Below are 26408 nucleotides of genomic sequence, written 5' to 3' on the forward strand. Positions count from 1 at the left end.
TTTAACTGTTTAATACCCATGTATCTTTACTTCCTCCTCCTTGTGACGAATTCACAACGATAGATCCTTTCTTTAAAGCAACACGAGTTAATGCTCCAGGAATAATCTTAATATCATCACCATATAAAGCATATGGTCTCAAATCCACATGACGACCTTCAATCGTATTATCTGCTATGGTTGGCACACGCGATAAGTTAATCATGGGTTGTGCGATATAATTTCTTGGGTTGTGCTTAATTTTAACTATGAATTCTTGCTGTTCTGCTTTTGTAGATTTGGGACCAATAAGCATCCCATATCCACCAGAAGCATCGGTTTGTTTCACGACCAAATTATGGATGTTTTCAATCACATATTTTCGGTCTTGTTCCTCATCACAGATATACGTTTTCACATTAGGCAAAATCATATCTTCTCCTAAATAGTATTTAATAATTCTTGGGACGTACGCATAAACCGCTTTATCATCTACAACTCCAGTTCCTGGAGCATTGACCAAAACGACGTTGCCTTTGAGGTATGCTCTAAATAATCCAGGAGTTCCTAACAACGATTTTTTATTGAACACTTCTGGATCAATAAAATCATCATCTACACGACGGTAAATCACATCTACGCGTTGTAAACCGTTGGTTGTAATCATGTATACGATATCATTTTTGACGATTAAATCGCGTCCTTCTACCAGCTCTGCTCCCATTTGTTGCGCCAAATACGAATGTTCAAAATATGCCGAATTATAAATTCCGGGTGTTAATACCACAATCGTTGGTTGTTCAACATCTGTAAGGTGCTCTAAAGTATCTCTTAAAATATGTGTGTAATTATATACTGGTTTTACGCCTAAGGTTTCAAATAACTCCGGAAATGTACGTTTCAAAATTTCTCTGTTCTCCAACATATACGAAACGCCAGAAGGACATCTTAGATTATCTTCTAAGACGTAATATTGTCCATCACCTCCTTTTATTAAATCAGATCCTGTAATATGACACCAAATATCTTTTGGAGGTTTGAAACCTTCCAATTCTTTTAAATAAGAGAGGCTTGAAAATATCATTTCCTTCGGAATGATTTTATCTTTCAGCACCTTTTGGTCATTATAAATATCCTGAATGAACAAGTTAAGAGCTTTAATACGTTGCTGTAGACCTTTTTCTAGATGGTTCCATTCTTTATTCGCAATAATTCTTGGAATGATATCCAAATGTAAAATTCGTTCAATACCTTCATTGTCATTATAAACATTAAAAGTCATACCCAAAGAGAGCTGTGCCCTATCTGTGGAATGCTGCAAGCTGGTTAACTTCTTGATACTCATATTTTCGAGTCGTTCTAAAAAAAGTTTGTAATTGGGTCTAACGACATTGTTTTCATCAAACATTTCGTCGTAATACCCTTTAGAATCGTAAGCTGAGAAATCTAATTTTGGCATAAACACTTTTGGATTTAGTCTTATTTTAAAATCAAGATTTTCGCTTCTGAACAAAGCAAAGGATGGCTATAAAATAGGATTGATAATTAAAAAAAAATTGAGATGTAAGATTACTGGTTTGTAACCTTGAGACGTAATTTAAGAAAAATATAGTGAAAAACCTATTTGTATTTTTGTTAGTTTTTGGTAATGATGTGGTTGAATACGTTTATTTTAGGTTATCATTTTAATTAAAAAGATGTTATTCTTTTTAATATTTAAAACTTAAACAAAAAAAACTATAAACTAATTATAGGCTTCTCAAGAATTTTACGGTATATATTAAATGACTTTAGTGTTTACTGCGTTTAATCCTTTTTTTTTCTGTAAGATCAAATTCAACCTCGTCACCTTCACGAATTTCATCGATTAATCCTGAAAGCTTAATTGTTCGGGAGTTTTTTTATGGGATGTCTTTTGAGATTTCTTCCTTTGGAAGATCTCGTTTTCGAGACGTAATAAAATAAACACCTGTCAATAACACAACAGCAGCAATAATAGATTGTGTGCTTAAGGTTTCGTCCAAAACATACCATCCCAAGATCATAGCTACAATGGGATTCACATAGGCTGAAGTGGCAACTTTTTCAGTAGAAACTTGTTTTAAGAGATAATTAAAAGCGGTAAATGCGCCAATACTTCCAAAGGTAATTAACGCTAACATAGATAATTGTACTCTAGTACTCCATGTTAAAGGTGAACTCCACGCCTCGCCTAACGATAAACTGGCAATAGCTAATACAATACTGGCAATTCCCATTTGATAACCTGTGCTCACCAAATAGTTTTTTGGGACGTCTGCTTTGGCGACAAATACGCTTCCATAACTCCAACTCATAATACAAGTGAAAATCATAAAAATGCCCAATAGTGTTTCTTCATTGGTGACTAATTCATTCTGACTAACGAGTAAATACATCCCAATAATCCCAAAAGCAACACCAATTAAAGATTTGGGTTGCATTTTTTTGTGATCTATTAACCGCATAAGTAACAACACGAATAAGGGTTGAGTTGAAGCTAATAAAGCTCCAAAACCACTATCAATATATTTTAAAGCCCAAACAAAAACACCATTACCATAAACCAAAAACAGAAAGCCAACGAGTGTAGAATTTAAAAGTTGCTTCTTCGTGATCTTAAGACTAAATTTTAAGACTTTAGCAATCGTAAAAATCAAAATACTAGCAACAGAAAATCTTACAGCTGCCAAAAATAAAGGAGGCAACTCTGTAACCGAAATTTTATTAAGTAAATACGTAGAACCCCAAATCACATAGATACCTATAAATGCTATAATGATTAAAGACTTAGTACTTGGTTTTTGCATGGTTGGGTTTGTGATCTAAAATAGTTAAACACATTTATTAATCATAGACTTAAGGTGAGTTTCTAAGTCTCACTAAGTTGACTTATACGAAAGTACACTTTCATTTTTGTAATGCGTTGTGTAAAAGATGAATTTAATACACAATGCAATTGACAGTTAAAATAGCGATAAACCAATAGATTCAACAATAAAAAAAGCCCATCATTGCTGATGGGCTTCTTACTAACTAAACTGTATGTATTATGAAATCACTTTTACGTTTACTGCGTTTAATCCTTTTTTTCCTTCTGTAAGATCAAATTCAACTTCATCGCCTTCGCGAATTTCATCGATTAATCCAGAAATGTGAACAAAATGTTCTGTGTTTGAACCTTCTTCAGTGATGAATCCAAAACCTTTGCTGTCATTGAAGAATTTTACTGTTCCTTTACTCATTGTAATATAATTTATTTATTATTAATACTTTATGATATTCAATAATGATGCCACAATTAATTTTAATATGAAATATCTTTATTTCTTCGGAAATAGGAACACACAACAATATGCTGTTTTGTTATAATATGTACCGAAATCTTAATTATTTATTTTTTAACATTAATTCTAACAATACATTAACACTATAGAGCGTTTGTTATTTTTAAATTCGGACTCTGAAAAATCAATCATTCCATTTCAATACATGAAATCAATAATCTCTCTCATCCTATTAACAATGTCTTTAAGTGTTAATGCTCAAAAAAAACCAAAAATTAATATCATTGATTTTTCTCAATTTAGTTTTGAAGAAGACTCAACCGACTCTGTAAAACCAGTATCTGTTGTAAAGCAAGACACCATTATTCCCTTAGACATAAAAGCCAATTATTGGGATCATACTGTTTATAATCCTTATAATGATGTCAATGTGGAGTTCCCGCTACAGCTTCAATTTAAAGATTCTACCTACCACTCTCCTATTACTAAAGACAAAGTTGTAACATCTCGCTATGGTTGGCGAAGAGGTCGTGCTCACAAAGGAATTGATATTGATTTGGTAACTGGAGACAGTTTATATAGTATGTTTGATGGTATTGTTAGAATGTCACGTTATAGTAGTGGACATGGAAAAACCGTTGTTGTTAGACATTTTAACGGACTAGAAACGGTATACGCACATTTATCTGAATATGGTGTAAAAGAAAACGATACATTAACTAAAGGTCAATACCTTGGTAAAGGTGGTGTGTCTGGAAACGCAAGAGGTAGTCACTTACATTTAGTGGTCAACTATAAAGGTGTTTCTATAAATCCTGAATATCTATTTACTTTTAATGAAAATAATGATATTAGAGCTAATGAACTTTGGATTACACAAAAATGGACACAGCCTATCTATCATAATTCTAAGAAAGAAAGTAAAATTAAACCGCTCCTTTCCGAAGAAGAAGCCATCGCAAGTTTGATTAAACAAAAATCTATTTATGTTGTACAATCTGGAGATACCTTATCTAGAATTTCTAAACGTAACAATGTCTCTATTGCTTCTTTATGTAATACCAATACTATTAAGCGAAGTTCTGTGCTTAAAATTGGTCAGAAATTAGTGATTGAAAAATAAATACAGATATTAATTTGAAGCAACTGTGCTTGATGTTAATACAATATTCTTTTCAACGATTAGTAAATTATCCTTTTTAGTAAGTTTTAATATTCTTGTTGGATCTCCTTTTTTAGCAATTCTTTTACGACATAATTTTGTAAGTAATGGATCTTCATCAAACAAAAAAGACTCTAAATTATAAGCTGTCTTTGAAGGTTCTTTTATAGTAGGAAACAACTGTGATAATTGATTGTAACGTCTATCATTACCAGGCACAAACGTATAAAACGTATAACGACCGTTAGCATCGGTTTTTATCCAACCTCTATGATGAGCATAATGCTTATCGTTCTCTTTTCTTACATCAAAATCTCCATCTTCATCTGCTTGCTCTATATATAATATGATGCCTTCTGCAGGAGTTACACCGTCACTTTGATATATTGTACCTGTTATTTTAAGAGGTTGTTGTTTAGATTCAAAATCTGGAATACTATCTGTTGTACTTATTTGAAGTTCATTATAGTCATATATAGGATGACGATCTAAATAGGCGTTTTTTTGTTCTTCGGAAATATCTGTTGATTCTTGTGCTGTAACTAAATTTTGAAGTCCGAACACACAGACAAAAGTAAAAAGAGCTATTAATTTTTTCATGATATTGAGTACTAAATTCAGTCAAAAGTGAAAGAATTTTATCATAAATCATTATAAATCATATCAATGCACACTTTTTTGCGATAAAAAGACAAGTGGTGCAAAATTCATCGTTGAAATAACTGTAAATCTTAGTAAAAAATCGACACGTTTAAGACCTAAATACAAAAAAGGAAAGAACTCTAAAAAAGATGAAAAATCAATACGATTTAAAAAAAAATGGACAAAAACGATAAAAGTATTTCGTCGACTAAAAATGCTTTTAATCCACTAAATAAGCCTTTTGTCTATGAAATCAGTATTTCATAGGGGGAAATAATTTTCAAAAAAATGATAATTTAAGTTGGTTTCTTTAATAAATTGTATAGATTTGTTCCACCTAGATCTTTAAAAAACTAAAAAATGAAAACAAAATCTACATTATTTATTGCCATTTTTCTCCTAATGGTAAACTTAACTTTCGCTCAAAAAAAAGTTAAAGAAGTCACCATTATTGATGGTAAAGTAAATATCTCTAAATACCACAGTTTTGATCAACTAGACAAAATGTCAAAAGGAGAATTACTTAAATTATATGGAGAACGTATTCAAGTTATTGTAAATATTTTGCCAAATATTGCATTTGCAACTAAACCTGGAGTAACCATGGCTTCTCTTGGAATTCCTGAAACTAAAGAAAATAAGAAAGCATTAGAAATAAATAGAGATGCATCTGTAGAATATTTTGATAGTACTATTGAGTTTCAAAAGAAAATATTACCATATTCTGATACTAGAGATTTAATTGCAGCTATATTATTTTATGAAGAAACATTAAAATCATTACATACTTATAATGATTTTAAAACGGATTAATATCTAATTTATAGTTTAATCACAAACATTAAGAGCCTCAGTGTTTTTCACTGAGGCTCTTCTATATCCTATAATTCTTATCATTAAAAATGATTGTTTTTTCAGAAACCTATAGAATGCTTTTAAAATTTCAGTAAAAAAAAATATTTTTTGTAAGAATTTACTTTAGTATCACATATATTAGCGCATTTCATCGATATTATTTGCGTTTCATAAGTATTAACTCTATTTTTGGTTATATAAACTAGCACCCACTAATATTAATAAAACTTAACCTGCTATGAAAAAAATTACTCTTATTACACTTATCTTATTTTTAGTGTCTAGCAATACTTTTGCTCAGCAAGAAAAAGGAATCACAGGATATAATAATTGGTTAAACCCTTGGACAGAATTTAAACCAAATAATACTGAATACGGTAAGCCTACTCAAATTCTAAGTGGTAATATCTCAAAAAACACAAAATTACAAAAGAGAGAAGTTTACTTATTATTAGGTGATGTTTTTGTTACAGATAGCACAACTCTTACTATAGAACCTGGTACTGTAATCATTGGTGACTTTAAAACCAAAGGATCTCTTACTATAAGTAACGGATCTAAGATTATGGCAGAAGGTACTTCTACAGATCCAATCATATTTACATCTAGTAAAAGCGTAAAAAAACCTGGAGATTGGGGAGGATTATTCATTCTTGGAGATGCTCCTACAAATTCTTTTGGTAGTGAAACTGCTTTAAATTATGGTTTGAGACCATCTGTAGCAGCTACTTTAACTTATGGTGGTGATAATCCAGATAGCAACTCTGGCATTTTAAAATATGTAAGAATAGAATTTGCTGGAAAACGAACAAAAAACTTTGGCTACTTTAGCGCACTTACTCTTGCAGGAGTTGGTCAACAAACCATCGTTGAAAATGTTATGGTAAGCTATTGTGAAGGAAATTCATTTAATGTTTTAGGTGGAAAACTTATTTTAGATCAATTGGTGTCTTATAAATCTGCTGGTAACGATTATAATTTTAACAATGGGTCGCAAGTTTGGATTGCAAACTCTTTAGCTGTTAGATCTCCTTATGTTTCTGGATCTGATGTGTCTAGATGTTTATACATTTCAGACTATGATTCAAAAGACGAAACCGATTTTAGCAAAGAACAAACCTTTGTTGCTGCTGCGAATTTAACACTCATCAACCTAAGTTCAGATTTACAATACGATATCAATCTAGGTTTAGTAAATGAAGCAATTTACATTGGTGCTGATGTCTCATTCTCACTTGATACTAGTGTTATATCTGGTTTTAATCCTGCAGTTATTCTTGATGATAAAATCATCATAAATACAGAAAGTTTAAGTCAATTAAAATTTACGAGAACCTACTTTAATAACTGTAAAGGAAACATCTTTAGAAAAGGTTATTCTAACAATGCCGATTTAGAAAACTGGTATGGTAGTCGCTCTTTTGACAATGTATATTCAAAAGGTCCAGACTCAGAAACCTTTATAGATGCGAACAGTAAATCTCGTCCAGATTTTAGATTAAGAATTAATGGAATTATAGCTTCTAATGATCTCATTGACGACGACGAAGATTAATATATAAAAAAGAAAAACCTGCTTATAGGATAAAAAATTACTCCCCAAAACTAATATGTACAACGCAAAACTTGCATATAAATTCTTTATAGGACTTTATATTTTCCTCCTTTTTACTGCGGAAAAACTAAACGCCCAAATCGTTATCGGTTCACCCAATTTAGGGTTTAGTCAAGCCTGCGCGAGTGATACATTTAATAACTATAGCACAACATTTGTTTTCTCTCCAGCAAGTGGTCTAAATGCTTCAAATCAGTTCACTATTGAATTATCAGATGCTGATGGAGATTTTTCAAATGCCACATCTATCTTTACTTCTAGTCCAGGAACCGTAACAACATCACCTGCAACTTTAAATTTTTCTTTGCCTACAACAACAGCTGGAGAAAATTATAGAATACGAATTAAAAGTAGTGCTCCTGCAGCAACTAGTTCTGGTTCTTCAGTATTTGCAGCGTATTATAAAATACAAGACTCACCATTTTCTATAAATAATTTAGTATCAAATGGTGCATATTGTTCTGGTGGTAGTTACCTATTAACTATAGATAATCCTGGTACTGGATCAAACAATTCGCCTCTCAACTACCCTTCTCTTACTTACAAATGGTATAAAGAAACAGGACCAACAACATCTGTTTTTGTTGCAGATGGTCCTACACTAACAGTTGGTGAACCAGGAACCTTTTTTGTAGAAACAAATTATGGAACTTGTACTTCAAATTCTTTTTCAAATCGTGTAACGATTAGCGAAGTAACGACTGGTAATGCTAATGCTGGTATTTCTTCTAGTTTAGGGAATCCGTTTTGTCCTGCTAATGGTGCTACAACTTTGAGTACGATAACTGGTTTAACTTATCAATGGTATAAGGATGGAAATAGTATTGCAGATGCAACTTCACAAATGTATCAAACTACCGAATCTGGAACTTACTCAGTACAAGTAGATTTAGGAGATTGTATGGCAGCTGGTGAAATTCAACTTTTAAGTGAATTATTTGATGCTTCTATAAATGTTTCTGAAACGAATACTATTGAAGAAGGAGAAACACTTTCAGTAGAAGTAACAACAAACGCTAATAATCCAGAATTTGAATGGTATTTAAATGATGTTGTTATTGCTAATATTTCCGAAGATAATTACGAAGCAACACAATTTGGAACTTATAAAATAATCGTTACAGAAACGACTGGTTGTATTGGCTCAAGAGAATTTATTTTTGAATTAGAAGAAGCTTTTGATGCGTTCCCAGATGTAGAAAAAATCCCGAATATCATTAGCCCAAATGGTGATGGTATTAATGATACTTGGATGATCCCATTGATCTATACAAGTGGTACAAATACAGAAGTCATGATTATGACTAATACTGGTAAAGTGGTAGTACAAACCAATGATTACCTAAACAATTGGCCAGAAAATGATTTGAATTTAAATAGCATTAATCAAGTATTTTATTACGTGATAACAACGAGTAATAACGAAACCAAAAAGGGTTCAATAACAGTAATCAAATAATATGAAAACACGTCTTTTTGTTTTAGTATTATGTATCTGTTCTATACAGATGTTCCACTCTCAAGAAGATGATGGTGTGGTGTCTTTGAACCTACCTGTTAGAAACTCATTGACATTTAATCGCTATGCTATTAATCCAACATTCAGTTTTGTTAGAGAACAAACTAAATACATTAGTATTTTTAATAAACGAGAATGGGTTCAATTTGAAAATGCACCACTCACCTATTTAGCAAGTTATTCTGGTAGATTTGGAGAAAATATTGGCGCAGGAATTGGAGTGTTTCAACAAAACTATGGTGTTTTAACCACTTTTGGAGGAACTTTAAACTTTGCATACAACGCACAATTAGCTAGAGATAGTAACTTAACATTTGGTTTAAATATTGGTGCTTATAAAAGTGGTGTAAATACAGGAAATGTCATCACAAATTTTGATGATCCATCATTACAAAACGTTCCAGAAAATTTATTACTAACGATCAATCCAGGAATTAATTATGGGACTGGATTTTTAGATTTTGGAGTATCTATCAACAATTTAGCTTTATACAATTTTGAGTCGTCTACACTTATTGAGGATAATCCGCAACAAAGTATTCAAGCGCATTTCATGTATACTGGTTATATGATGAGAAGTCGTGGTTTTTTTGATGAAAGCAAGTTTACAGGTTTGATTAAATCAGAATTCCAAAAAGAAGAAACCATTCTATCTGCAATTGCGATGCTTACAGTTCCTAAAGGGATTTGGGCACAAGCAGGTTATAACACACGTTATGGTATTTCTGGTGGAATAGGAATCAATATCACATCACAAATCGCATTAGAGTATAATTACGAAAAAGCTATTGGTGATTTATCAACTTTTGGTAATTCTCATGATTTCACATTGGCTTACAGATTTAAAAGTAACGATAGATACGATTATAGTAGTGGTGACGAGGTTGGCGGATTGCTGATTTCCGACGATAAGAAAAAACCTAAGATTGCTAAAGTAACTAAACCTAAAAAAGAAGTTGTTACAAATGTTCCTTCGGAAAAAGATACTGCTGCACAATTGGCTGCTGAAGAAAAAGCTAAAGCAGACAAAGAAGCTGAAACAACATTATTGGCAGAACAAGAAGCAAAAGAAGTAGCAGAAACACAAGCAGATGCTCAAGCTAAACTTATAGCAGAGCAAAAAGCTAAAGCACAAGCTGATGCTCAAGCTAAACTCGTAGCAGAACAAAAAGCAAAAGCACAAGCTGATGCTCAAGCTAAATTGTTAGCAGAGCAAAAAGCTAAAGAACAAGCAGACGCTCAAGCTAAACTATTAGCAGAGCAAAAAGCTAAAGAAGAAGCTGATGCTCAAGCTAAACTCGTAGCAGAACAAAATGCTAAAGAACAAGCTGATGCTCAAGCTAAACTCGTAGCAGAGCAAAAAGCTAAAGAACAAGCAGATGCTCAAGCTAAATTGTTAGCAGAACAAAAAGCTAAAGAACAAGCAGATGCTCAAGCTAAATTGTTAGCAGAACAAAATGCTAAAGCACAAGCAGACGCTCAAGCTAAATCATTAGCAGAACAAAAAGTTAAAGAACAAACCGATGCTCAAGCTAAACTATTAGCAGAACAAAAAGCTAAAGAAGAAGCAGATGCTCAAGCTAAATTAGTAGCAGAACAAAATGCTAAGGAAGAAGCAGATGCTCAAGCTATATTGTTAGCAGAACAAAAAGCTAAAGAACAAGCTGATGCTCAAGCTAAACTATTAGCAGAGCAAAAAGCTAAAGAACAAGCAGACGCTCAAGCTAAATTAGTAGCAGAGCAAAATGCTGAAGAAGAAATTGATACTCAAGCTAAAGAAGAACTAATTTCAAATGCTCAAGATGATATTAGCAAAGCTATGTACGAGATTAGTCAGGATGCAGAAGAATCAAAAATGGCTCAATCTAAATTGTTACAAGATTTTGATGCTATTATAGAAATTAAAAATGAAGATCTTAAAGATTTAAAAGAAGAAAATGATCTAAGTGATAAAGGAATTACTGTTGGTCCTAAACCTTTTAAAAGTATTACAGAAGAAAACAAAAAACTAGAAGCTATAAAATCACAGTTAGATGATGTGATCAACAATAGAAATGAAAAAATTAAAGAACTAAAAGCGTTATACAACGATAAGTTTGAAGCAGACACTATTACTAATGACGAGGTTTATATTTATTATCAAAAAGCATTAAAACGTTTAGAATCTGAACAATTAAAAGCAACTCAAGCAAAATCAAATTTAGAAGCTCGATTAGCAGAAATAAAAGTTGCTACAGAATTTGAAAGAAGACGTCGAATTAAAAAAGCTGCTTTTGATAATGAAGAAGAACGTTATTCTCAAGATAGAGCAACGTTGCAAAACATTAAACAAAAAACAACTTTGACCAATACACCAATTACAGCTGAAGATTTTGATTTTGGTGAAGAACAAAGTGGTAACATTCAAATTTTAGAGAATGTTCAAAATGTAGACAACGGATATTACTTAGTGCTTGCAGTGCATTCCGATATTAGTAAAAGAAATGACTTTGTAACGAAAGTGATTGCTTCAGGACGTTCAGATGTTGATTTCTTTTATGATATCAATACCAGTAAATATTATATCTATTATGATAAATATGAAAGTATTGAACAAGCAAATCAAGCATTAGAATCAAAAGGTAATCGACCATATAATCAAAAACTATCTCTAGTAAAAATAGAGAATTAATATAACAATAATAAGGCCCTATTTCTTAGTTAACGCTGCCCTTGTTGACTTCGGAATAATAAAAATTTAAACACCATGAAAAAACCTACTTTTTCAAGATTATTAATCATTGTTTCACTACTACTGATTGGCCTGCAATCTTATGCCCAAAATTATGAACCTTTTGCTCCTCGATTTAATGAAGACCTTAAAGGTGATATTGTTTTAATTGGTAATAATATTCTTGGGCCAAACAATAATGCTTTTAATAACAATTCAGTATACAATCACAATGTTGATATGCAATATATTGATATTGATGGAGATGGTTCTACGTTTAGTTCATCAAGTGCAGACTTAGATATTCCTAATCCAAATTGTTACAGAATTATTTATGCAGGTTTATATTGGGGAGCAGTTAATCCTGGTGCCGAAACAATAACAGATGTAAAATTAAAAGGACCTTCTGGAGGATATAACGATATTACGGGAACAATTATTTATGATGCAAACGGAAACACAGTAGATGGAGGTGATAGTTTTTCATATGCATGTTTTGCAGATGTCACTGCTATAGTCACAAGTTTTGGTTCTGGAGCAGATTTAGGAACCTATACCGTTGCTAATGTTTCATCTGATGTTGGTGAAACTTCAAATTTTTCACCATATAATGGAACCGGACAATCTGCTGGTTGGTCATTATTTATCGTATATGAAGATCCAACACTTCCAGGTAAATCAATTACGAGTTTTGATGGTTTTAGTGCCATTAGTGTTGCTGGAGGTAACACACAACTAGATATACCTGTTGATGGATATAGAACAGTGCCTGCTCCTGCTCCTGTAAGAGCTAATTTTGCATTTGCAACGCTTGAAGGTGATAGTCCAATTTTAGGAGATCGTTTACGTTTAAATGGTGTTAGTTTATCTACTGTAGATCGTCCAGTGAGTAACTTTTTTAATAGTTCTGTAACGCAATTAAATGCAACTCCTGTAAACAGTAGAGTACCAAATAGTACAAATACCTTAGGGTTTGATACAGGAGTAATGGCAATTCCAAATCCAGGAAATGCTGTGATTGCAAATGATGCAACTTCAGGAACTATTAGATTAGAAACAAGTGGAGATACTTATTTCCCATACTTCTTTGCTTTTGCTGTAGATATTATAGAGCCTAATATTGTACTTACTAAAATTGTTGAAGATGATGCAGGTAATGATATTGGCGGACAAACAGTTGGTCTAGGTTCTTCACTAAATTATGTGATTGGCTTTCAAAATACAGGAAATGATAATGCTACTAGTTTTCAAATTAGAGATATTCTTCCAGTAAATATTATTTATAACCATCCAACAGATTTAGTACTTCCTCCTGGTGTTACAGTAAGTAGTTATAATCCTGCTACACGTGAACTTATTTTAAGTATTGATGATTCTCTTGTTGAAGAGAATGATCCTGTTTATGAAATACGTATTGAAGTACAAGTCGTTGATGAATGTAATCAACTTGCAGATGCGTGTTCTAATATCATCAATAATCAAGCATACGCTACCTATAACGGATTTTATAATCCTACATTTCAAATTACAGATGACCCAAGTATAAATAGTAATACAGGTTGTTTATTGTCTCCTCAAGCCACTAATTTTTTAGCAGACCTTGATTGTCAATTTTCAGAAAACCTTATTCTTTGTGGTAATAGTTTAGATTTAACTGCTGCAAATGGTTATGATTCATATTCATGGTCAACAAGTTCTACAGGAACTCCAGTAATTGGTACTTCACAAACAATTACGGTTACAGAAACAGGTACATATTACTCTTATAATACTGCGGTCGCTCCTTGTCAATCTATAGTGCAAGAATATGTTGTAAATTTCTTTGGAGGTGATTTAGAAAACCCAGTGATTCCTTTTGCAGACGAAGTCGTTACCTGTCCTAATGATGGTAAGTTACTACCAAATATATTTTTGTGTGGTGCTAATGATTCTAGAGATATTCAAACCAATATTTCTGGAGCTTCATCAATAATTTGGGAGAAATTAGATGAGTCTAGTTGTGATGCAGTTTCAAATCCAGATTGTGCTAATGAAGATGACACATGTACTTGGAACGAAGTTGCAAATGGACCAAATTTTTTAGCAAATATAGCTGGTCAATTTAGACTAACGATTAATTATACAGGTGGATGTTTTGTACAATTTTATTTCAATGTGTATCAAAACGTATTAAATCCAACTGTGATTGCTACAGATATTATTTGTACAACATTAGGAAGTATTACAGTTTTAGATGTGCCATCTGGTTATGAGTACAGTTTAGATAATATAACGTACCAACCAAGTAATGTGTTTTCTATTGCTACTGCTGGAACATATACTGTTTATGTAAGACAAATTGGTGTTCCAACAAATCCATGTGTATTTAGTGTACAAGAAGTTCAAATTAGAGATCGAGATTTCACAGTTTCAACAACCATATTACAACCTTTATGTCATGGTGACAAAGGAAGTATTCAATTGGCTGCAAATGATGTCGATCCGCAATATTCATATACATTAAGTGAAAGTGGAACTTTAGTAAACAGCGTTGGACCAATTTTAGAAAACACTTACATATTCGAAAATCTTAATCCAGGAACTTACACAGCAACGGTAGAAACTGAAAATGGCTGCTTTTATTCCGAAGAAGTTATAATTATTGAACCACCATTATTAACGGTTACTGCTGCAATTACAGTTCCATTGTCATGTGAAGAAGGTGAGATTACAGTATATCCTGTTGGAGGAACACCTCCTTACTTCTATTTTGTAAATGGATCTGCCGATTTTCAAACTATACCAGAAATTGTTGTAACAACAGCTGGAGTTTATGATATTTTGGTTGTAGATTCTAATAACTGTAGTGCAGAAACAACAATAACTATTGAAGCTACAGATCAACCAGAATTCACTATTGATACCACAGATATTGCTTGTGGTGGATCTGGAGATACAGGAACAATTACAATTAATGTCACAGCAACTAATGGAAATAATTTATCATATAGTATTGATGGCGGAATAACCTTTACTAACTCTCCAGTATTTACAGGTCTTACAGAAGGAGATTATGAAGTGATAGTAGGATATTCTTTAGGTGCATCAGTATGTGAAACTACTCCACAAACCGTAAGTATTACAGCTAATACTGCTATTTCTGGAACTGCAGAATTAACTGCACCATTTACATGTACTACTAACGGAACAATAACCGTAACAACAGTTACAGGTGGAGATACTCCATATGCTTATAGTATTGATGGTGTTAATTTTCAATCTAGTAATGAGTTTACAGGATTAACAGCTGGAACGTACACAATCACGATTCAAGATGCTAATGATTGTACAGCAATCACTAATGACATAACAATACAAGCATTAAATCCTCCAACAGATTTAGAGTTTGACATAGCACCAGTAACTTGTCCAACAAATACAACAACAATAACCATTACAAATACAGTTGGTGGTACAGGTACATTAGAATATCAAATCATAGCACCTACTGCAAGTGCTACAGCATATCAAACTTCAACTGCTTTTTCAGGTTTAGAACCTGGAACATATACATTTCAAGTTAGAGATGAAAATGATTGTGTTTATAACGAATCGATTACAGTTGCTCCAATACCAACACCAACAGTCAATGTGGTTTTAACCTCTGGATTAGATTGTACAGCAACTCCTAATGCCATTATTACAGGTAACATCACAGGAACTGCTCCATTTACATATGCGGTTTCGATTGATGGAAGTGGATATACAAACTTAGGAGCTACAGGAACACCGTTTACATATGCAACATCTACAGCTGGAACATACCAATTTCAAATTACAGATGCTAATGGTTGTATTGCTGAGTCAAGCGTCATTACTGTTAACCCAATATCACCTCCAGCTTTGAGTTTGGTCGTTGAATCACAACCAATATTGTGTAATGGAGACGAAAATGGAGCCATAGAAATTACTATTGATGATACAGTTGGAACACCTCCTTTTGTCATCAATGTAAATAATGATACAACAAGTACAGATTACGGTACACAAACCTCTGGATTAACAGCAGGAACATATACCGTTACGATTACTGATGCAAATCTTTGTTCTTCTTCGGAAATTGTAACCATCAACCAACCAGATGCCATTGTATTAGATTTTGATACGGTTGATATTACGTGTACAAGTGGAGGAGTTTCACAAGGATCTGTAATTATTAACTCAGTAACTGGTGGAACAGCACCTTATAATTATTTTGTAACTGGATCTAATGGTTACTCAAATTCTGAATTAAATAATACAGGATCAACATCTGTTAGTTTTGATGTGGTTGATTTTGGTTTATATGAAATTAATGTGGTTGATGCCAATGGATGTTCAATCTTAACTCAAGATGTTTTGGTTGCCTCACCTCCTACCGATTTAGATATTGATATCACTGCATCTGTTGATTGTACAACTGGTGGTGAAGCACTTGTAAGTATTGGTTCTTCGTTGAGTAGTGCAGGACCATTCTACTTCGCTATTTATGAAGGACCAACTACAGTATATCCTGCTGGAACTTGGTTAGCAGAAGACACAGCTGGAAGTCAGTCGGCAACATTTACAGGTTTAATACCTGGAGTCACTTATACGTTTATTGTTTATGATGCCTCTACACTTTGTAGCTATTATGAACCTGCAACTGCTCCAATACCAACAAACTCAACACTTACGCTTAGTGCTGTAAGTTCAAATAATATTACGTGTACTGGAAGTGATGACGGTAATGTATCATTTGCAATCAATAGTGTATATGGTACTGATGTGAATGTTGATTATGAAATATTTGATTCTTTATCATTAATATCAACAGGAATTACAGGATCTGGAACAGTACCAGCAAATGGAAACGTAACAGTTACAGATTTAGGTCCTTTACCTTTTGGAAACTACTTTGTGAATATTAGTGAAACTTCAGGTTCAAATTCAGGATGTGGTGTGGTGACAATACCTTTTAATATTACAGAATCTGCTTTCCTTTTAGAATTACAGGCTTCTGTAGATCAAAATGCAAATTGTAATTTAAACTCAGGAGTGATTAGTGCTATTGCTCAAAATGGTACTGCACCTTATCAATATCAAATTACAACAACTGTAGCTTCTCCTTTGGATACAGATCCAAATTGGTCATCTACTAGTGTTTTCAATAGAGATGCTGGAAACTATTATGTTCACGTTATTGATGCTTATGGTTGTATTGTTACAAGTCCTGTGGTAGTTTTACCAATGGAAGTTGTACCTAATATTTCCGCAGTAATAAATGATTCATGTACAGTAAATGAAGGTGGATTTCAAATAGATGTTACTTTAGACACACCAGGAATTGCGCCTTATAGTTTTAGTATTGATGGAGGAGCATTTCAAACACAAGCAACACCATTTACAATTTCAAACTTATATTCTGGAACACATACAGTAGAAATTCAAGATGCAAACGGTTGTGGAAATATAGTAAATGTTGAGATTTTAGCTCCTATTGAAATAACTCCTACAATTGATACGTTAGCAACCTGTAACGATGATGATGGTCAAATAACAGTAAGTAGTATTGGTGGATCTGGAATGTTTACATATAGCATTAGTCCTAATCCAGCATCTATTACTGAAACAGGTGGTGTGTTTTCTGGAGTACCTTCAGGAATTTATACCATTACAATTACAGATACAGTGACATTATGTACAGAAGAAGTTACAGTGTCATTGCAAGAAGCAATACCTCCAACATTTACTACTAATTCAACAACAGTAACGTGTTTTGGAGATAATTCTGGATCATTTGAAATCAATGTGAATGGATATTCTGGTACTTATAATTATGAAGTTTTTGATACAGGAGGAACATCTGTTTTTGGAGTTGTTAACGCAAACACATCTACAAATCCAACTGTAGTAACAGGAATGACAGCTGGAACTTTCACTGTAGTCATTACAGAAACTGAAAGTCCATTTTGTAACGCAACAGAAACAGTTATAATTTCATCACCTTCAGAAGCATTAACTCTTATTGCTTCAGAAACATCTAACGTCTCATGTGATAACAGTCAAGGAACAATTGTTGCAATTGCAGATGGTGGTTTTGGAGATTATCAATATGAATTAACAGGAGATGCAACAGTTGCATTTTCTCCTAACGGAACATTCCCAGATTTAGCTGCAGGTAATTACACTGTAAATGTTATGGATGCTCAGGGTTGCGTAGCTTCCGTAGATATTACACTTATAGAACCAACTCCTATTGATGCGACTTTTACACCAAGTGCTTCAGTATTGTCTTGTTTTGGAGATCAAAATGGTTCAATTACGGTAACGAATGTAACAGGTGGTCAAGGTGTAGAATATATTTACACATTGAATACGACGTCTCCAACGACATCAACTTCTGGACCTCAGTCTTCAAATGTATTTACAGATTTAGGAGTAGGAACATATACAATCTCAGTAAGTGATGGAAATGAATGTTTCCTTTTATCTTCGGAAATTGTAATAACCGAACCTACTCCAATTACAGCAAGTTTAGTCGTTACAACAACACAAACTTGTGATGTAGAATCTACAGTTACATTGAGTGCTTCTGGTGGAACTGGAACGTATCAATATAGTAGTGATAGTGCTTTTACAAATGTATTAGGATCATTTACAAACAATACAACATTTTCTGTTCCTGTCGGGACATATCATTATTACGTTAGAGATGCCAATGGTTGTACTGCTAATGTATCTAATGACATCACTATAGATCCATTATTAGAATTGACAATTAATTTAATGTCTATGGATCCTACAATTAATTGTTCTGGAGATAATACAGGATCAATTCTAGCAACTGCTCAAGGTGGATTAGGAAATTATATTTATACGTTAGAAGATAACCTAGGAAATACGATTACAGCAACACAAAATACTCCTGGAGTATTTACAGAACTCTTTGCAGGAACTTATGTAGTAAATGTTGTGAGTGGTGATTGTAATACGGTCTCTGCTCCTATTACAATTACAGAACCTCTTGCTCCATTAACGGTTGATTTTACAGTAAACGATGTAACATGTAGCGGAAATAACGATGGTATGTTAACTATCAATGCTACTGGAGGAACAGGAATTATTAAATATGCGATTTCTCCTCAATTAAATCAGTTTTTTGAAACTAACGTCTTTGAAAACCTTGCACCAGATACTTATACAATTATCGTGCAAGATGAATTAGGATGTTATGAAATCTTTGAGTTTACAATAAACAATCCCGAACAAGTTATTTTAAGTATTGTACCAGATTCTCTATTTGGTGAAACTTGTGAAGGTGAAAACAATGCAGAGTTTAGTATTGATATTACTGGTGGTTCATTGCCTTACAGTGTGAGTTTAGATAATTATGATGGACCTTATACAACTGGATCTGCAACACAAACCGAATTTGATTTTACAAATTTAGGAAGTGGTGATCATGTTGTTTTTGTTCGTGATGCTCAAGGTTGTGAGTCTGAATGGAATATCACTTTCCCAGTCTCGGTGAGTTTTGATCCAATTATTGAAATTGAATATGCTTGTGAAAATAACACTACTGTTAATACAGTGACAGTTACAGTAAATGGTGATTCTCTAGATTTAACAGCATTTGATTATTCACTTGACGGTGGAGATTACCAAATGAGTAATGTATTTAACAATGTTGTTCCAGGAACAGATCATTACATAGAAGTAAGACATACAAATGGTTGTGTGAAAATTACAGAATTATTCAATATTGATGAATATGAACCTTTGTCTCTCATCCTACAAGAAGGTGATGAACCTGGTGAAATTATAGCAATTACAACTGGTGGAACTGGAGGTTATCAATATAATTTTAATGGAGAAGATTATGGTGACACAAATGTTTATATAGTTACAGAAGAAGGAACTTATACAATAATTGTTACAGATAGTAGCGGTTGTCAAGCCACTGCAATGATAGAAATTGAATTCTTAGGACCATGTATTCCAAATTGGTTTACACCAGATGGAGATAATAACAATGATACTTGGGCTCCAGGTTGTACAGAAGATTATCCTAATCTAACATTCGATATTTTTGATAGATATGGACGTAAAGTAGCAACTTATAGAGTAGGTGAATTCTGGGATGGTAAATATAATGGTAGAGAGCTTCCTACTGGTGATTACTGGTATGTTGTAAGACCTAACAGCCCATTAATAGAAAAAGATTATGTAGGACATTTCACACTCTACAGGTAATAAAAACCCTCAAATTAAAACCAAGATTCAAATGAAAAAAATTATAATATATCTCGTTTTAGCTTCTTGCACGTTTGGTTACGCACAAGAATTAAATTTACCTGTCTGGACACAATATTTAGCAGATAATGATTTTGTGATTTCTCCAACCTATGCAGGAATTGGTGATAATCTTAAAGTAAGACTTAACGGACTTACACAATGGGTTGGCATTAAAAATGCACCAGATAATCAAGCGCTTTATGCAGATTTTAGAATTGCACCACAATCTGGAGTTGGATTATCGTTATACAACGATAGAAACGGAAACACACGTCAAAAAGGTGTGAAATTCTCATTTGCGCATCACATTATTTTAGATTATACCTCAAAGCAATACTTATCATTTGGATTATCATACAATATCAATAGCTTTAGAATAGATACAGAAAATTTTCAACCTACAGCAGAAATTCCTGTTGTAAATGTTGGTGATGATAGAGCTGTTTCAAATCATAATTTTGATATTGGTTTACTTTACCGTTTCAATAGATATTATCTTAGTTTCAATGCTAATAATGTTCTAGATAAAAACATTGATGATTTTTTAGGTGTAGAACCTAGTAAGCTTTTAAATTTCCAAGCTTATACTGGATATATTTTTACTAATAAAAATGACAAGACTGTAGAATATGAGCCATCTGCATTTATTCAATTCTTTAATAGTGATAAACGATCTGCTACCGATTTGAATTTTAAATACAGGAAATTTAATAGAAATGGTGATTATTACTGGGTTGGAGGATCGTACCGTTTTTTAAATGATCAATATTTAAAGCCTCTTAATTTTGGACCTATGGCTGGCGTTATGAAAAACAACTTTTATTTCGCTTATTCTTATCAATTGACGATCAATGATCTTTCAGGATATAACTCTGGAACGCACAGTATCACTATTGGTATAGATTTATTACAAGGTATTAGTGATTGCCCTTGTACAAAAGGAACGAGTTACAGAAAGTATAAAAATAATGGTACTAATTACAAATATTAAAAAACGCGACTTAATCCATTTCTAATTTATAACCAACACCATGTACGTTGGTGATTCGTATAGAATCGTCATCTTTTAATATTTTACGCAATTTAGAGATATAGGTATCTAAACTTCTGCCAACAAAAACGCCATTATCTTCCCACACTTTTTTAGTGAGCTCATCACGTGTTATAATTTGATTTGGGTTTGCTACAAATATTTCCAGAAGTTCACATTCCTTTTTTGATAGACTAATTTCTGTTGCCGATTTCACAAGTTTGTGTTCTTCCGGATAAAACTGGAAGCTTCCAATTTCAGAATAACTTATATTTTTTTCTTCGGAAATAGGCTGTGATTTCTTTTTCCGCAGATATAAAAAGATGAGGTAAACTAAAACACCAAATACAAAAACATAAGGTGTTAGACGTTTTTCATAACCACTTGGAGGTAAAATATCTAAAAACTCGACTCTAATTGTATAACACGCTTCAGGAAGATTACGTCCAGCACATGGGATAATGGTTCGCTCCTGTTCTACATTCATTTCATAACTATAAGCGACTTCTCCATCTGTACATTGTAGAACTTCTACACGATAGTTTTTTGATATGCTAGCTAAATTTAAACTAGTATGAATGACTGTAACAACATCATTAGGCTCAAATGATAATGGTTTTTCAAATGATATGCTGTAGATATATGGTTCTAGTTCTTTGATTGGTAGAATTAATGAGGTTGAATCTAAATTCCGAAGTAATAATTGATTACCAGCTTCTCGCAATGCAACTTTAGTGATACCTGTAATGTCATTAGATTCTTCTTTTGTACATGAGGTCATCATGACTAAAAAAGCCAATGCTGCAAAAATAATTTTAGAATAAACGTATTGATATTTCATATTGAACTGTAAATAACACCATAATTCATGACTTTTTACAACTGTTGACACTTCTTTTACATTTTTTTGACATTTTTCACTGCACCGAAATCTAGTTTTACCTCAAGAAAATTAATCAAAAACAAAACTCATGAAAACACGAATTTTACTAGTAATCATTACATTAGGTATGATTGCATTTGGTAATGCACAAGAAAAGCTAACCATTGATTTAACTAAAAGTGAATTGAAGTGGTCTGGAGATTACACCTTTTATTTTGGAGGTCATTATGGATATATAGATTTTAAAGAAGGACATTTTATTAAAACAAATGATGTTATTACTGGAGGCGAATTTATTATTGACATGAATTCTATCATATGTTTAGATGTAAAAAAACAAGAAGCAAATGAAGGGCTTGTTAACCATCTTAAAGATCCAGATTTTTTTGATGTCGCAAATTATCAAACCGCAAAATTGGTAATTACAAACGTAGAGTATCATGACAATACTAAAATGAAAGTCTTTGCAGACTTAACGATTAAAGGAGTTACAAACCCAATGTCATTTCAAGCAGAAATTGATTACGATGAGAAAACAATGACCACAAAATTTAAAATTGATAGAATGCTTTGGGGAATTAATTACAATAGTAAAATGAAGGATGGCGCAATTTCAGATGGGATTGGTTTTGAAGTTAAATTAAGTTTATAAATTAAATGTTGATAATCTGAAAGACAATGAATAAAATTTTAGCTTTATTAATGATTAGTATTGTGATTGGCTGTAAACCAAATGATACTAAAGAAAAAACTGAAAAGGAAGACTGGTGGTTTTGGACTGCAAGTTGGAATTCCGAAGGGAACACAATAGCTGTTGGAGGAACACAAGACAGCTTAAGAATATTCACTAATTCAAAATTAAAGAGGAATTATCGAATTTCTGGTACTATAACAAGTCTTAAATGGCATCCAAATAATAATATAATTGCCATTTCTACTCAAGGCGACAATGCTAAAAGTATGTTGAAAGACATAGACAATGACAAAGAGATTATTTTAGATAGTATTAATGGCTCTAGAGCAATTGGCTGGAATACTAAAGGTGATTTATTAGCTGTTGGTGGTAATGACGGATTTTTATCTTTATATAATGATCAAGGTATTTTATTAAAAAGAGTTAATCTTGAGCAAAGGGCAGTAACTGGACTAGATTGGCATCCTGAAAAGAATATTTTAATTACAGTAGGACATCACATTGTGATGTATGATTTTGAAAACGATAAAAAAACAGAGATTATTCCAAGAAATGTAGACGTTTTAATGCTCTGTGTCGAATGGCATCCATCTGGAAAATTCTTTGTTACAGGAGATTATGGAGATACAGACTTAAATTATCCTGCTTTACTACAATTTTGGGATGAATATGGTCATAAGATTAAGGATATTGAGCATAGTAAGGCAGAATATAGAAACCTTAATTGGACAAAAAACGGAGAAGTTTTAGCCACTGCAAGCGATGCAATTAGATTATGGACTAAAGATGGCAAAATAATTAAAGAAAAGAAAGTTGAAAAACTACTTTGGGGAATCGATTGGAATAATGATGATAGTCAGTTAGTTACAACAGATGAAGTTGGTAGTGTCATTATTTGGGATAAAGAATTAGAAAAAATTAAAGAATTAGAATATTAATACAGATGAAAAACAGAATATTCACCATTGTATTTCTTTTAGGCTCCATACTCAGTTATGGACAAGAAGAAAAGTCTTTAGGAGTTTTAAAATCTGATACCACATGGTTGAAAGAGATTATTGAATTCCCTATTGGTTTTGCACCAGAAATTAAATATACTGAAGGTTACGAAGATCTTAGATTTGCTAAAAAATGGAGAGACAAAACACATGATGATTTTTGGTGTTATATGTTTGCATGGCATATTAAAACGCATGAAAAGCAAACTGTAGAAATCTTAGAAGCTAATATCAAATCCTATTATGATGGTTTGATGGGAGTTGTCAATAAAAAAAAAGATTTTAAAGTCCCTGAAACAACCGTTTTATTTATCAAAACTGAAGATAATAATGAGGACTCTGGTTTTATAGGAAAGCTCTATGTCTATGATTCTTTCACATCAGAAGCTATGATTACTTTAAACGTAAAAGCTAAAGTGTATTATTGTGACCAAAATGAATCTACTACTGTACTTTTTAAATTGTCCCCTCAAAATTTTGATCATGAGATTTGGGAACGATTTAATGAAGTAACACTCAAAGATGATTTATGTGAACATTAATTTTCCCAACCCCAAGGAGCATCTGGAATTCCAATAGTTTGAGTTAAATCCATAACAACTTTAAAAACACGATCTGTACCTAAACGTCTTAGATTATATGTAAATGTGGTGTTATCTATAGTGATCCACCACACATTTGTTGCTGCATCAGGAATCATTTGTTGCGTATGCTCATCTGCTGAGAATATTTGAATATCTTTTTTACCTGTGTTATTGGTTGTACCACCATAAAAATTGACATCATCTTCTGTTCCATCTTTATGTCTGTGGTCATGTTTTAATGCTATGCGATCATTTTCGTAAGTTAAAATCCATGTTCGTGATTTATCATCACCAACAAAAAAAGGAATTTTGATTTCGTTATCTGTGCATTTACGAATATGCATCACTAATTGTTTTCCTCCAAAATCTTTATCTTCTTTTGGTAATTCTAAGCGACCTTGATAGGCTTTACCACAATGTGATTGCAGCGTATTCCAGAATTGTTTTGATGGAGTTTCTGTTTCCTGAGCTGAAGCTACAAGTGAAATGAAAAAACATAAAAGAAGTGATTTAATTTTTAGAATCATTAACTATGGTTTTAAGACAAAGGAAAGTTACTATTTATTAATCAATAAATTACTATCTTCATAAAAACATACAGATATGCTTAGTATCCCTTGTCCTAAATGTAAAAATCGAATTGAATTTGATTTAAAAGATATCTTAGAAGGAAAGAAATTTACTTGTAGTAATTGCAACACAACAGTGGCTTTATCATATGAAGATAATAAAACGACCCTACTCAATGCTCAAGAAAAATTAGATGATCTAAAGAATAAATTAGATATTGATTAACTAATCTGTTTAATACTGAAATCCTATATTTGAGAATACCTTAACTATATGAAAGACCTTATATTTGATAAAAATCGTGTTATAAATTTTAGTGATGCTGTATTTTCTATTGCTATGACTTTATTAGTTTTAGAAGTAGGAATTCCTTCTGTAAAAGCAATTTCTACATACGATACTTGGGAATTATTACAATACCGAATTCCAAATTTTATAGGATTTATAGTTAGTTTTTTAGTGACTGCTTTATATTGGGTTTCGCATTTAAGATCAATGAAATTTGTAACTAAAGTAGACTCAAAACTATTATGGCTTAATATATTTCTATTGCTTTTCATTGTACTTATGCCCTTTTCTACAGGGCTTTATGTTGGCGGTTTTGATTATGTTGGCCCCTTTGTTTTCTATTGCTTTAATTTAACTGGTATAGGGATATTTAATTTTCTATTGATTAGTTATATTATCAAAAAAGAAAAAGGCCATCCCGAATTAACACCTCATGCCATAAAGTGGTATACATACACAGCACTAAACGCATTGATTATTTGGATTTTAGCAGGTGTTTTGGCATTCATTCTTCCTTTAGTAGCAAAAATGATATTCATATTAATCTTTATTATTCAGTTTATTATAAACCGTAATTACAGAATAAAAGAAAATAAATAATTAATTCTCTTCGGAAATTGAACTCACAGTACCAGTATATCTAATTGGAAAACGTTTTGCACCTTTAAGGATAATTTCACTTCTAAGGTTTGGAAATAAGTGAATGATGACATCAAAGTTTTCTGAATGACTTCTAGCATCAAAACGTATCGTATAACTGCTATTATCGTTCTTTACAACTCGATAATTCTTTATAGTACCATCAAAATTAATGCTATTGTCTGATCCATTGTATCCAGATGTAGATTGTACTTCACCAAAAAATGGAAGTTGAGATGATACATTTTCATTATCCAATCTTAGCTCATTTGGATTTCCTGAAAGACTAATACGACTCGCACTATCTCCTGCTGAGAAAAAACCTGCATTTTGTAAAGCCATCATAGTGTTTGTAGATTGTGGTAAAGCCCAATCTGATTCAATAACAAAAGACTTACTATAAACCAATTGATCTAAAGCTGCTATTTGGGTTGGTGTCGCTGTGGTTTTTGAAGAGCTGCAATTAAGTAGCAATCCTAAAGAGAGCACAAAAACGATTACATTATATTTCATAATTAAACCTATTAATAGAACTATAAGATACGAAAATGATAATTTAAACGCATGTTAATTAACATTTTACAATAAAAAAAAATCGCAAACAAAATGTCTGCGATTTTCAAATTCATTTGTGGAATTA

At 32.4% G+C, this 26408-nt stretch carries 19 protein-coding genes and 1 pseudogene; 12 read left to right on the forward strand and 8 right to left on the reverse strand.

Features of this window, described 5'->3' with window-relative positions; all coding sequences use genetic code 11:
- Position 1: 1 nt before the first annotated feature.
- From IM744_RS06440 to IM744_RS06450, 4 genes and pseudogenes are all read right to left on the reverse strand, one after another.
- Positions 2-1438, reverse strand: a complete 1437-nt coding sequence (locus tag IM744_RS06440; RefSeq protein WP_194507284.1) for a circularly permuted type 2 ATP-grasp protein — start codon at positions 1436-1438, stop codon at positions 2-4.
- Between the two features lie 321 nt (positions 1439-1759).
- Positions 1760-1865 (reverse strand): annotated as a pseudogene (locus IM744_RS20620) (cold-shock protein); the annotation flags it as partial.
- A gap of 15 nt (positions 1866-1880) precedes the next feature.
- The gene (locus IM744_RS06445; protein ID WP_194507285.1) at positions 1881-2807 is read right to left on the reverse strand and encodes an EamA family transporter; all 927 of its coding nucleotides are present in this window, start codon (positions 2805-2807) and stop codon (positions 1881-1883) included.
- A 240-nt stretch (positions 2808-3047) separates the two neighbouring features.
- Positions 3048-3242 (reverse strand): cold-shock protein, encoded by a 195-nt coding sequence (locus tag IM744_RS06450; protein WP_194507286.1) that lies wholly within the window; start codon positions 3240-3242, stop codon positions 3048-3050.
- A gap of 247 nt (positions 3243-3489) precedes the next feature.
- Here IM744_RS06450 and IM744_RS06455 point away from each other — a divergent pair, with 247 nt between their 5' ends.
- The gene (locus tag IM744_RS06455) at positions 3490-4407 is read left to right on the forward strand and encodes a M23 family metallopeptidase (RefSeq protein WP_194507287.1); all 918 of its coding nucleotides are present in this window, start codon (positions 3490-3492) and stop codon (positions 4405-4407) included.
- Between the two features lie 9 nt (positions 4408-4416).
- On the opposite strand, the gene IM744_RS06460 is transcribed toward IM744_RS06455, so the two are convergent.
- Positions 4417-5046, reverse strand: coding sequence for a hypothetical protein (locus tag IM744_RS06460; RefSeq protein WP_194507288.1), 630 nt, complete (start codon positions 5044-5046; stop codon positions 4417-4419).
- 402 nt (positions 5047-5448) lie between these two features.
- Between IM744_RS06460 and IM744_RS06465 the strand changes: the two genes are divergently transcribed.
- From IM744_RS06465 to IM744_RS06490, 6 genes are all read left to right on the forward strand, one after another.
- Positions 5449-5901 (forward strand): hypothetical protein, encoded by a 453-nt coding sequence (locus IM744_RS06465; protein WP_194507289.1) that lies wholly within the window; start codon positions 5449-5451, stop codon positions 5899-5901.
- Positions 5902-6181: 280 nt separating this feature from the next.
- Positions 6182-7498 (forward strand): hypothetical protein, encoded by a 1317-nt coding sequence (locus tag IM744_RS06470; protein ID WP_194507290.1) that lies wholly within the window; start codon positions 6182-6184, stop codon positions 7496-7498.
- 55 nt (positions 7499-7553) lie between these two features.
- A complete protein-coding gene (locus tag IM744_RS06475; RefSeq protein WP_194507291.1) occupies positions 7554-9017 on the forward strand; it encodes a T9SS type B sorting domain-containing protein in 1464 nt (487 codons plus the stop codon).
- Position 9018: 1 nt separating this feature from the next.
- Positions 9019-11748, forward strand: a complete 2730-nt coding sequence (locus IM744_RS06480) for a PorP/SprF family type IX secretion system membrane protein (protein WP_194507292.1) — start codon at positions 9019-9021, stop codon at positions 11746-11748.
- 75 nt (positions 11749-11823) lie between these two features.
- Positions 11824-20040, forward strand: a complete 8217-nt coding sequence (locus IM744_RS06485) for a T9SS type B sorting domain-containing protein (RefSeq protein ID WP_194507293.1) — start codon at positions 11824-11826, stop codon at positions 20038-20040.
- 31 nt (positions 20041-20071) lie between these two features.
- Positions 20072-21073, forward strand: coding sequence for a PorP/SprF family type IX secretion system membrane protein (locus tag IM744_RS06490; RefSeq protein ID WP_194507294.1), 1002 nt, complete (start codon positions 20072-20074; stop codon positions 21071-21073).
- Between the two features lie 10 nt (positions 21074-21083).
- On the opposite strand, the gene IM744_RS06495 is transcribed toward IM744_RS06490, so the two are convergent.
- Entirely contained in the window at positions 21084-21953 is an 870-nt protein-coding gene (locus IM744_RS06495) for a winged helix-turn-helix domain-containing protein (RefSeq protein WP_194507295.1), read from the reverse strand.
- Between the two features lie 130 nt (positions 21954-22083).
- Here IM744_RS06495 and IM744_RS06500 point away from each other — a divergent pair, with 130 nt between their 5' ends.
- Genes IM744_RS06500 through IM744_RS06510 form a run of 3 tightly spaced genes read left to right on the forward strand, consistent with a single transcriptional unit; the run spans position 22084 to position 24229 of the window.
- Positions 22084-22647, forward strand: coding sequence for a YceI family protein (locus IM744_RS06500; RefSeq protein WP_194507296.1), 564 nt, complete (start codon positions 22084-22086; stop codon positions 22645-22647).
- Positions 22648-22673: 26 nt separating this feature from the next.
- A complete protein-coding gene (locus IM744_RS06505; protein ID WP_194507297.1) occupies positions 22674-23627 on the forward strand; it encodes a WD40 repeat domain-containing protein in 954 nt (317 codons plus the stop codon).
- 5 nt (positions 23628-23632) lie between these two features.
- Entirely contained in the window at positions 23633-24229 is a 597-nt protein-coding gene (locus IM744_RS06510; protein WP_194507298.1) for a P-loop NTPase family protein, read from the forward strand.
- Here IM744_RS06510 and IM744_RS06515 read toward each other — a convergent pair.
- Positions 24226-24798: a hypothetical protein gene (locus tag IM744_RS06515; RefSeq protein WP_194507299.1), complete on the reverse strand. Its 573-nt coding sequence runs from the start codon at positions 24796-24798 to the stop codon at positions 24226-24228. The genes IM744_RS06510 and IM744_RS06515 overlap by 4 nt on opposite strands.
- 76 nt (positions 24799-24874) lie before the next feature.
- Between IM744_RS06515 and IM744_RS06520 the strand changes: the two genes are divergently transcribed.
- Positions 24875-25066: a hypothetical protein gene (locus IM744_RS06520; protein WP_194507300.1), complete on the forward strand. Its 192-nt coding sequence runs from the start codon at positions 24875-24877 to the stop codon at positions 25064-25066.
- A gap of 48 nt (positions 25067-25114) precedes the next feature.
- Entirely contained in the window at positions 25115-25729 is a 615-nt protein-coding gene (locus tag IM744_RS06525; protein WP_194507301.1) for a TMEM175 family protein, read from the forward strand.
- Here the strand turns inward: IM744_RS06525 and IM744_RS06530 are convergent, their stop codons facing one another.
- Complete coding sequence (locus tag IM744_RS06530) at positions 25730-26281, reverse strand: DUF4251 domain-containing protein (protein ID WP_194507302.1); 552 nt, start codon at positions 26279-26281, stop codon at positions 25730-25732. It abuts the gene before it with no gap.
- Between the last annotated feature and the right edge of the window lie 127 nt (positions 26282-26408).

Origin of the sequence: Psychroserpens luteus, from assembly GCF_015319355.1 — a bacterium.
GTDB classification, from domain to species: domain Bacteria; phylum Bacteroidota; class Bacteroidia; order Flavobacteriales; family Flavobacteriaceae; genus Psychroserpens; species Psychroserpens luteus.

Coding starts and splice junctions, on each gene's coding strand:
- IM744_RS06440 (WP_194507284.1), bottom strand. CDS start 1,438: ATGCCAAAATTAGATTTCTCAGCTTACGATTCTAAAGGGTATTACGAC.
- IM744_RS06445 (WP_194507285.1), bottom strand. CDS start 2,807: ATGCAAAAACCAAGTACTAAGTCTTTAATCATTATAGCATTTATAGGT.
- IM744_RS06450 (WP_194507286.1), bottom strand. CDS start 3,242: ATGAGTAAAGGAACAGTAAAATTCTTCAATGACAGCAAAGGTTTTGGA.
- IM744_RS06455 (WP_194507287.1), top strand. CDS start 3,490: ATGAAATCAATAATCTCTCTCATCCTATTAACAATGTCTTTAAGTGTT.
- IM744_RS06460 (WP_194507288.1), bottom strand. CDS start 5,046: ATGAAAAAATTAATAGCTCTTTTTACTTTTGTCTGTGTGTTCGGACTT.
- IM744_RS06465 (WP_194507289.1), top strand. CDS start 5,449: ATGAAAACAAAATCTACATTATTTATTGCCATTTTTCTCCTAATGGTA.
- IM744_RS06470 (WP_194507290.1), top strand. CDS start 6,182: ATGAAAAAAATTACTCTTATTACACTTATCTTATTTTTAGTGTCTAGC.
- IM744_RS06475 (WP_194507291.1), top strand. CDS start 7,554: ATGTACAACGCAAAACTTGCATATAAATTCTTTATAGGACTTTATATT.
- IM744_RS06480 (WP_194507292.1), top strand. CDS start 9,019: ATGAAAACACGTCTTTTTGTTTTAGTATTATGTATCTGTTCTATACAG.
- IM744_RS06485 (WP_194507293.1), top strand. CDS start 11,824: ATGAAAAAACCTACTTTTTCAAGATTATTAATCATTGTTTCACTACTA.
- IM744_RS06490 (WP_194507294.1), top strand. CDS start 20,072: ATGAAAAAAATTATAATATATCTCGTTTTAGCTTCTTGCACGTTTGGT.
- IM744_RS06495 (WP_194507295.1), bottom strand. CDS start 21,953: ATGAAATATCAATACGTTTATTCTAAAATTATTTTTGCAGCATTGGCT.
- IM744_RS06500 (WP_194507296.1), top strand. CDS start 22,084: ATGAAAACACGAATTTTACTAGTAATCATTACATTAGGTATGATTGCA.
- IM744_RS06505 (WP_194507297.1), top strand. CDS start 22,674: ATGAATAAAATTTTAGCTTTATTAATGATTAGTATTGTGATTGGCTGT.
- IM744_RS06510 (WP_194507298.1), top strand. CDS start 23,633: ATGAAAAACAGAATATTCACCATTGTATTTCTTTTAGGCTCCATACTC.
- IM744_RS06515 (WP_194507299.1), bottom strand. CDS start 24,798: ATGATTCTAAAAATTAAATCACTTCTTTTATGTTTTTTCATTTCACTT.
- IM744_RS06520 (WP_194507300.1), top strand. CDS start 24,875: ATGCTTAGTATCCCTTGTCCTAAATGTAAAAATCGAATTGAATTTGAT.
- IM744_RS06525 (WP_194507301.1), top strand. CDS start 25,115: ATGAAAGACCTTATATTTGATAAAAATCGTGTTATAAATTTTAGTGAT.
- IM744_RS06530 (WP_194507302.1), bottom strand. CDS start 26,281: ATGAAATATAATGTAATCGTTTTTGTGCTCTCTTTAGGATTGCTACTT.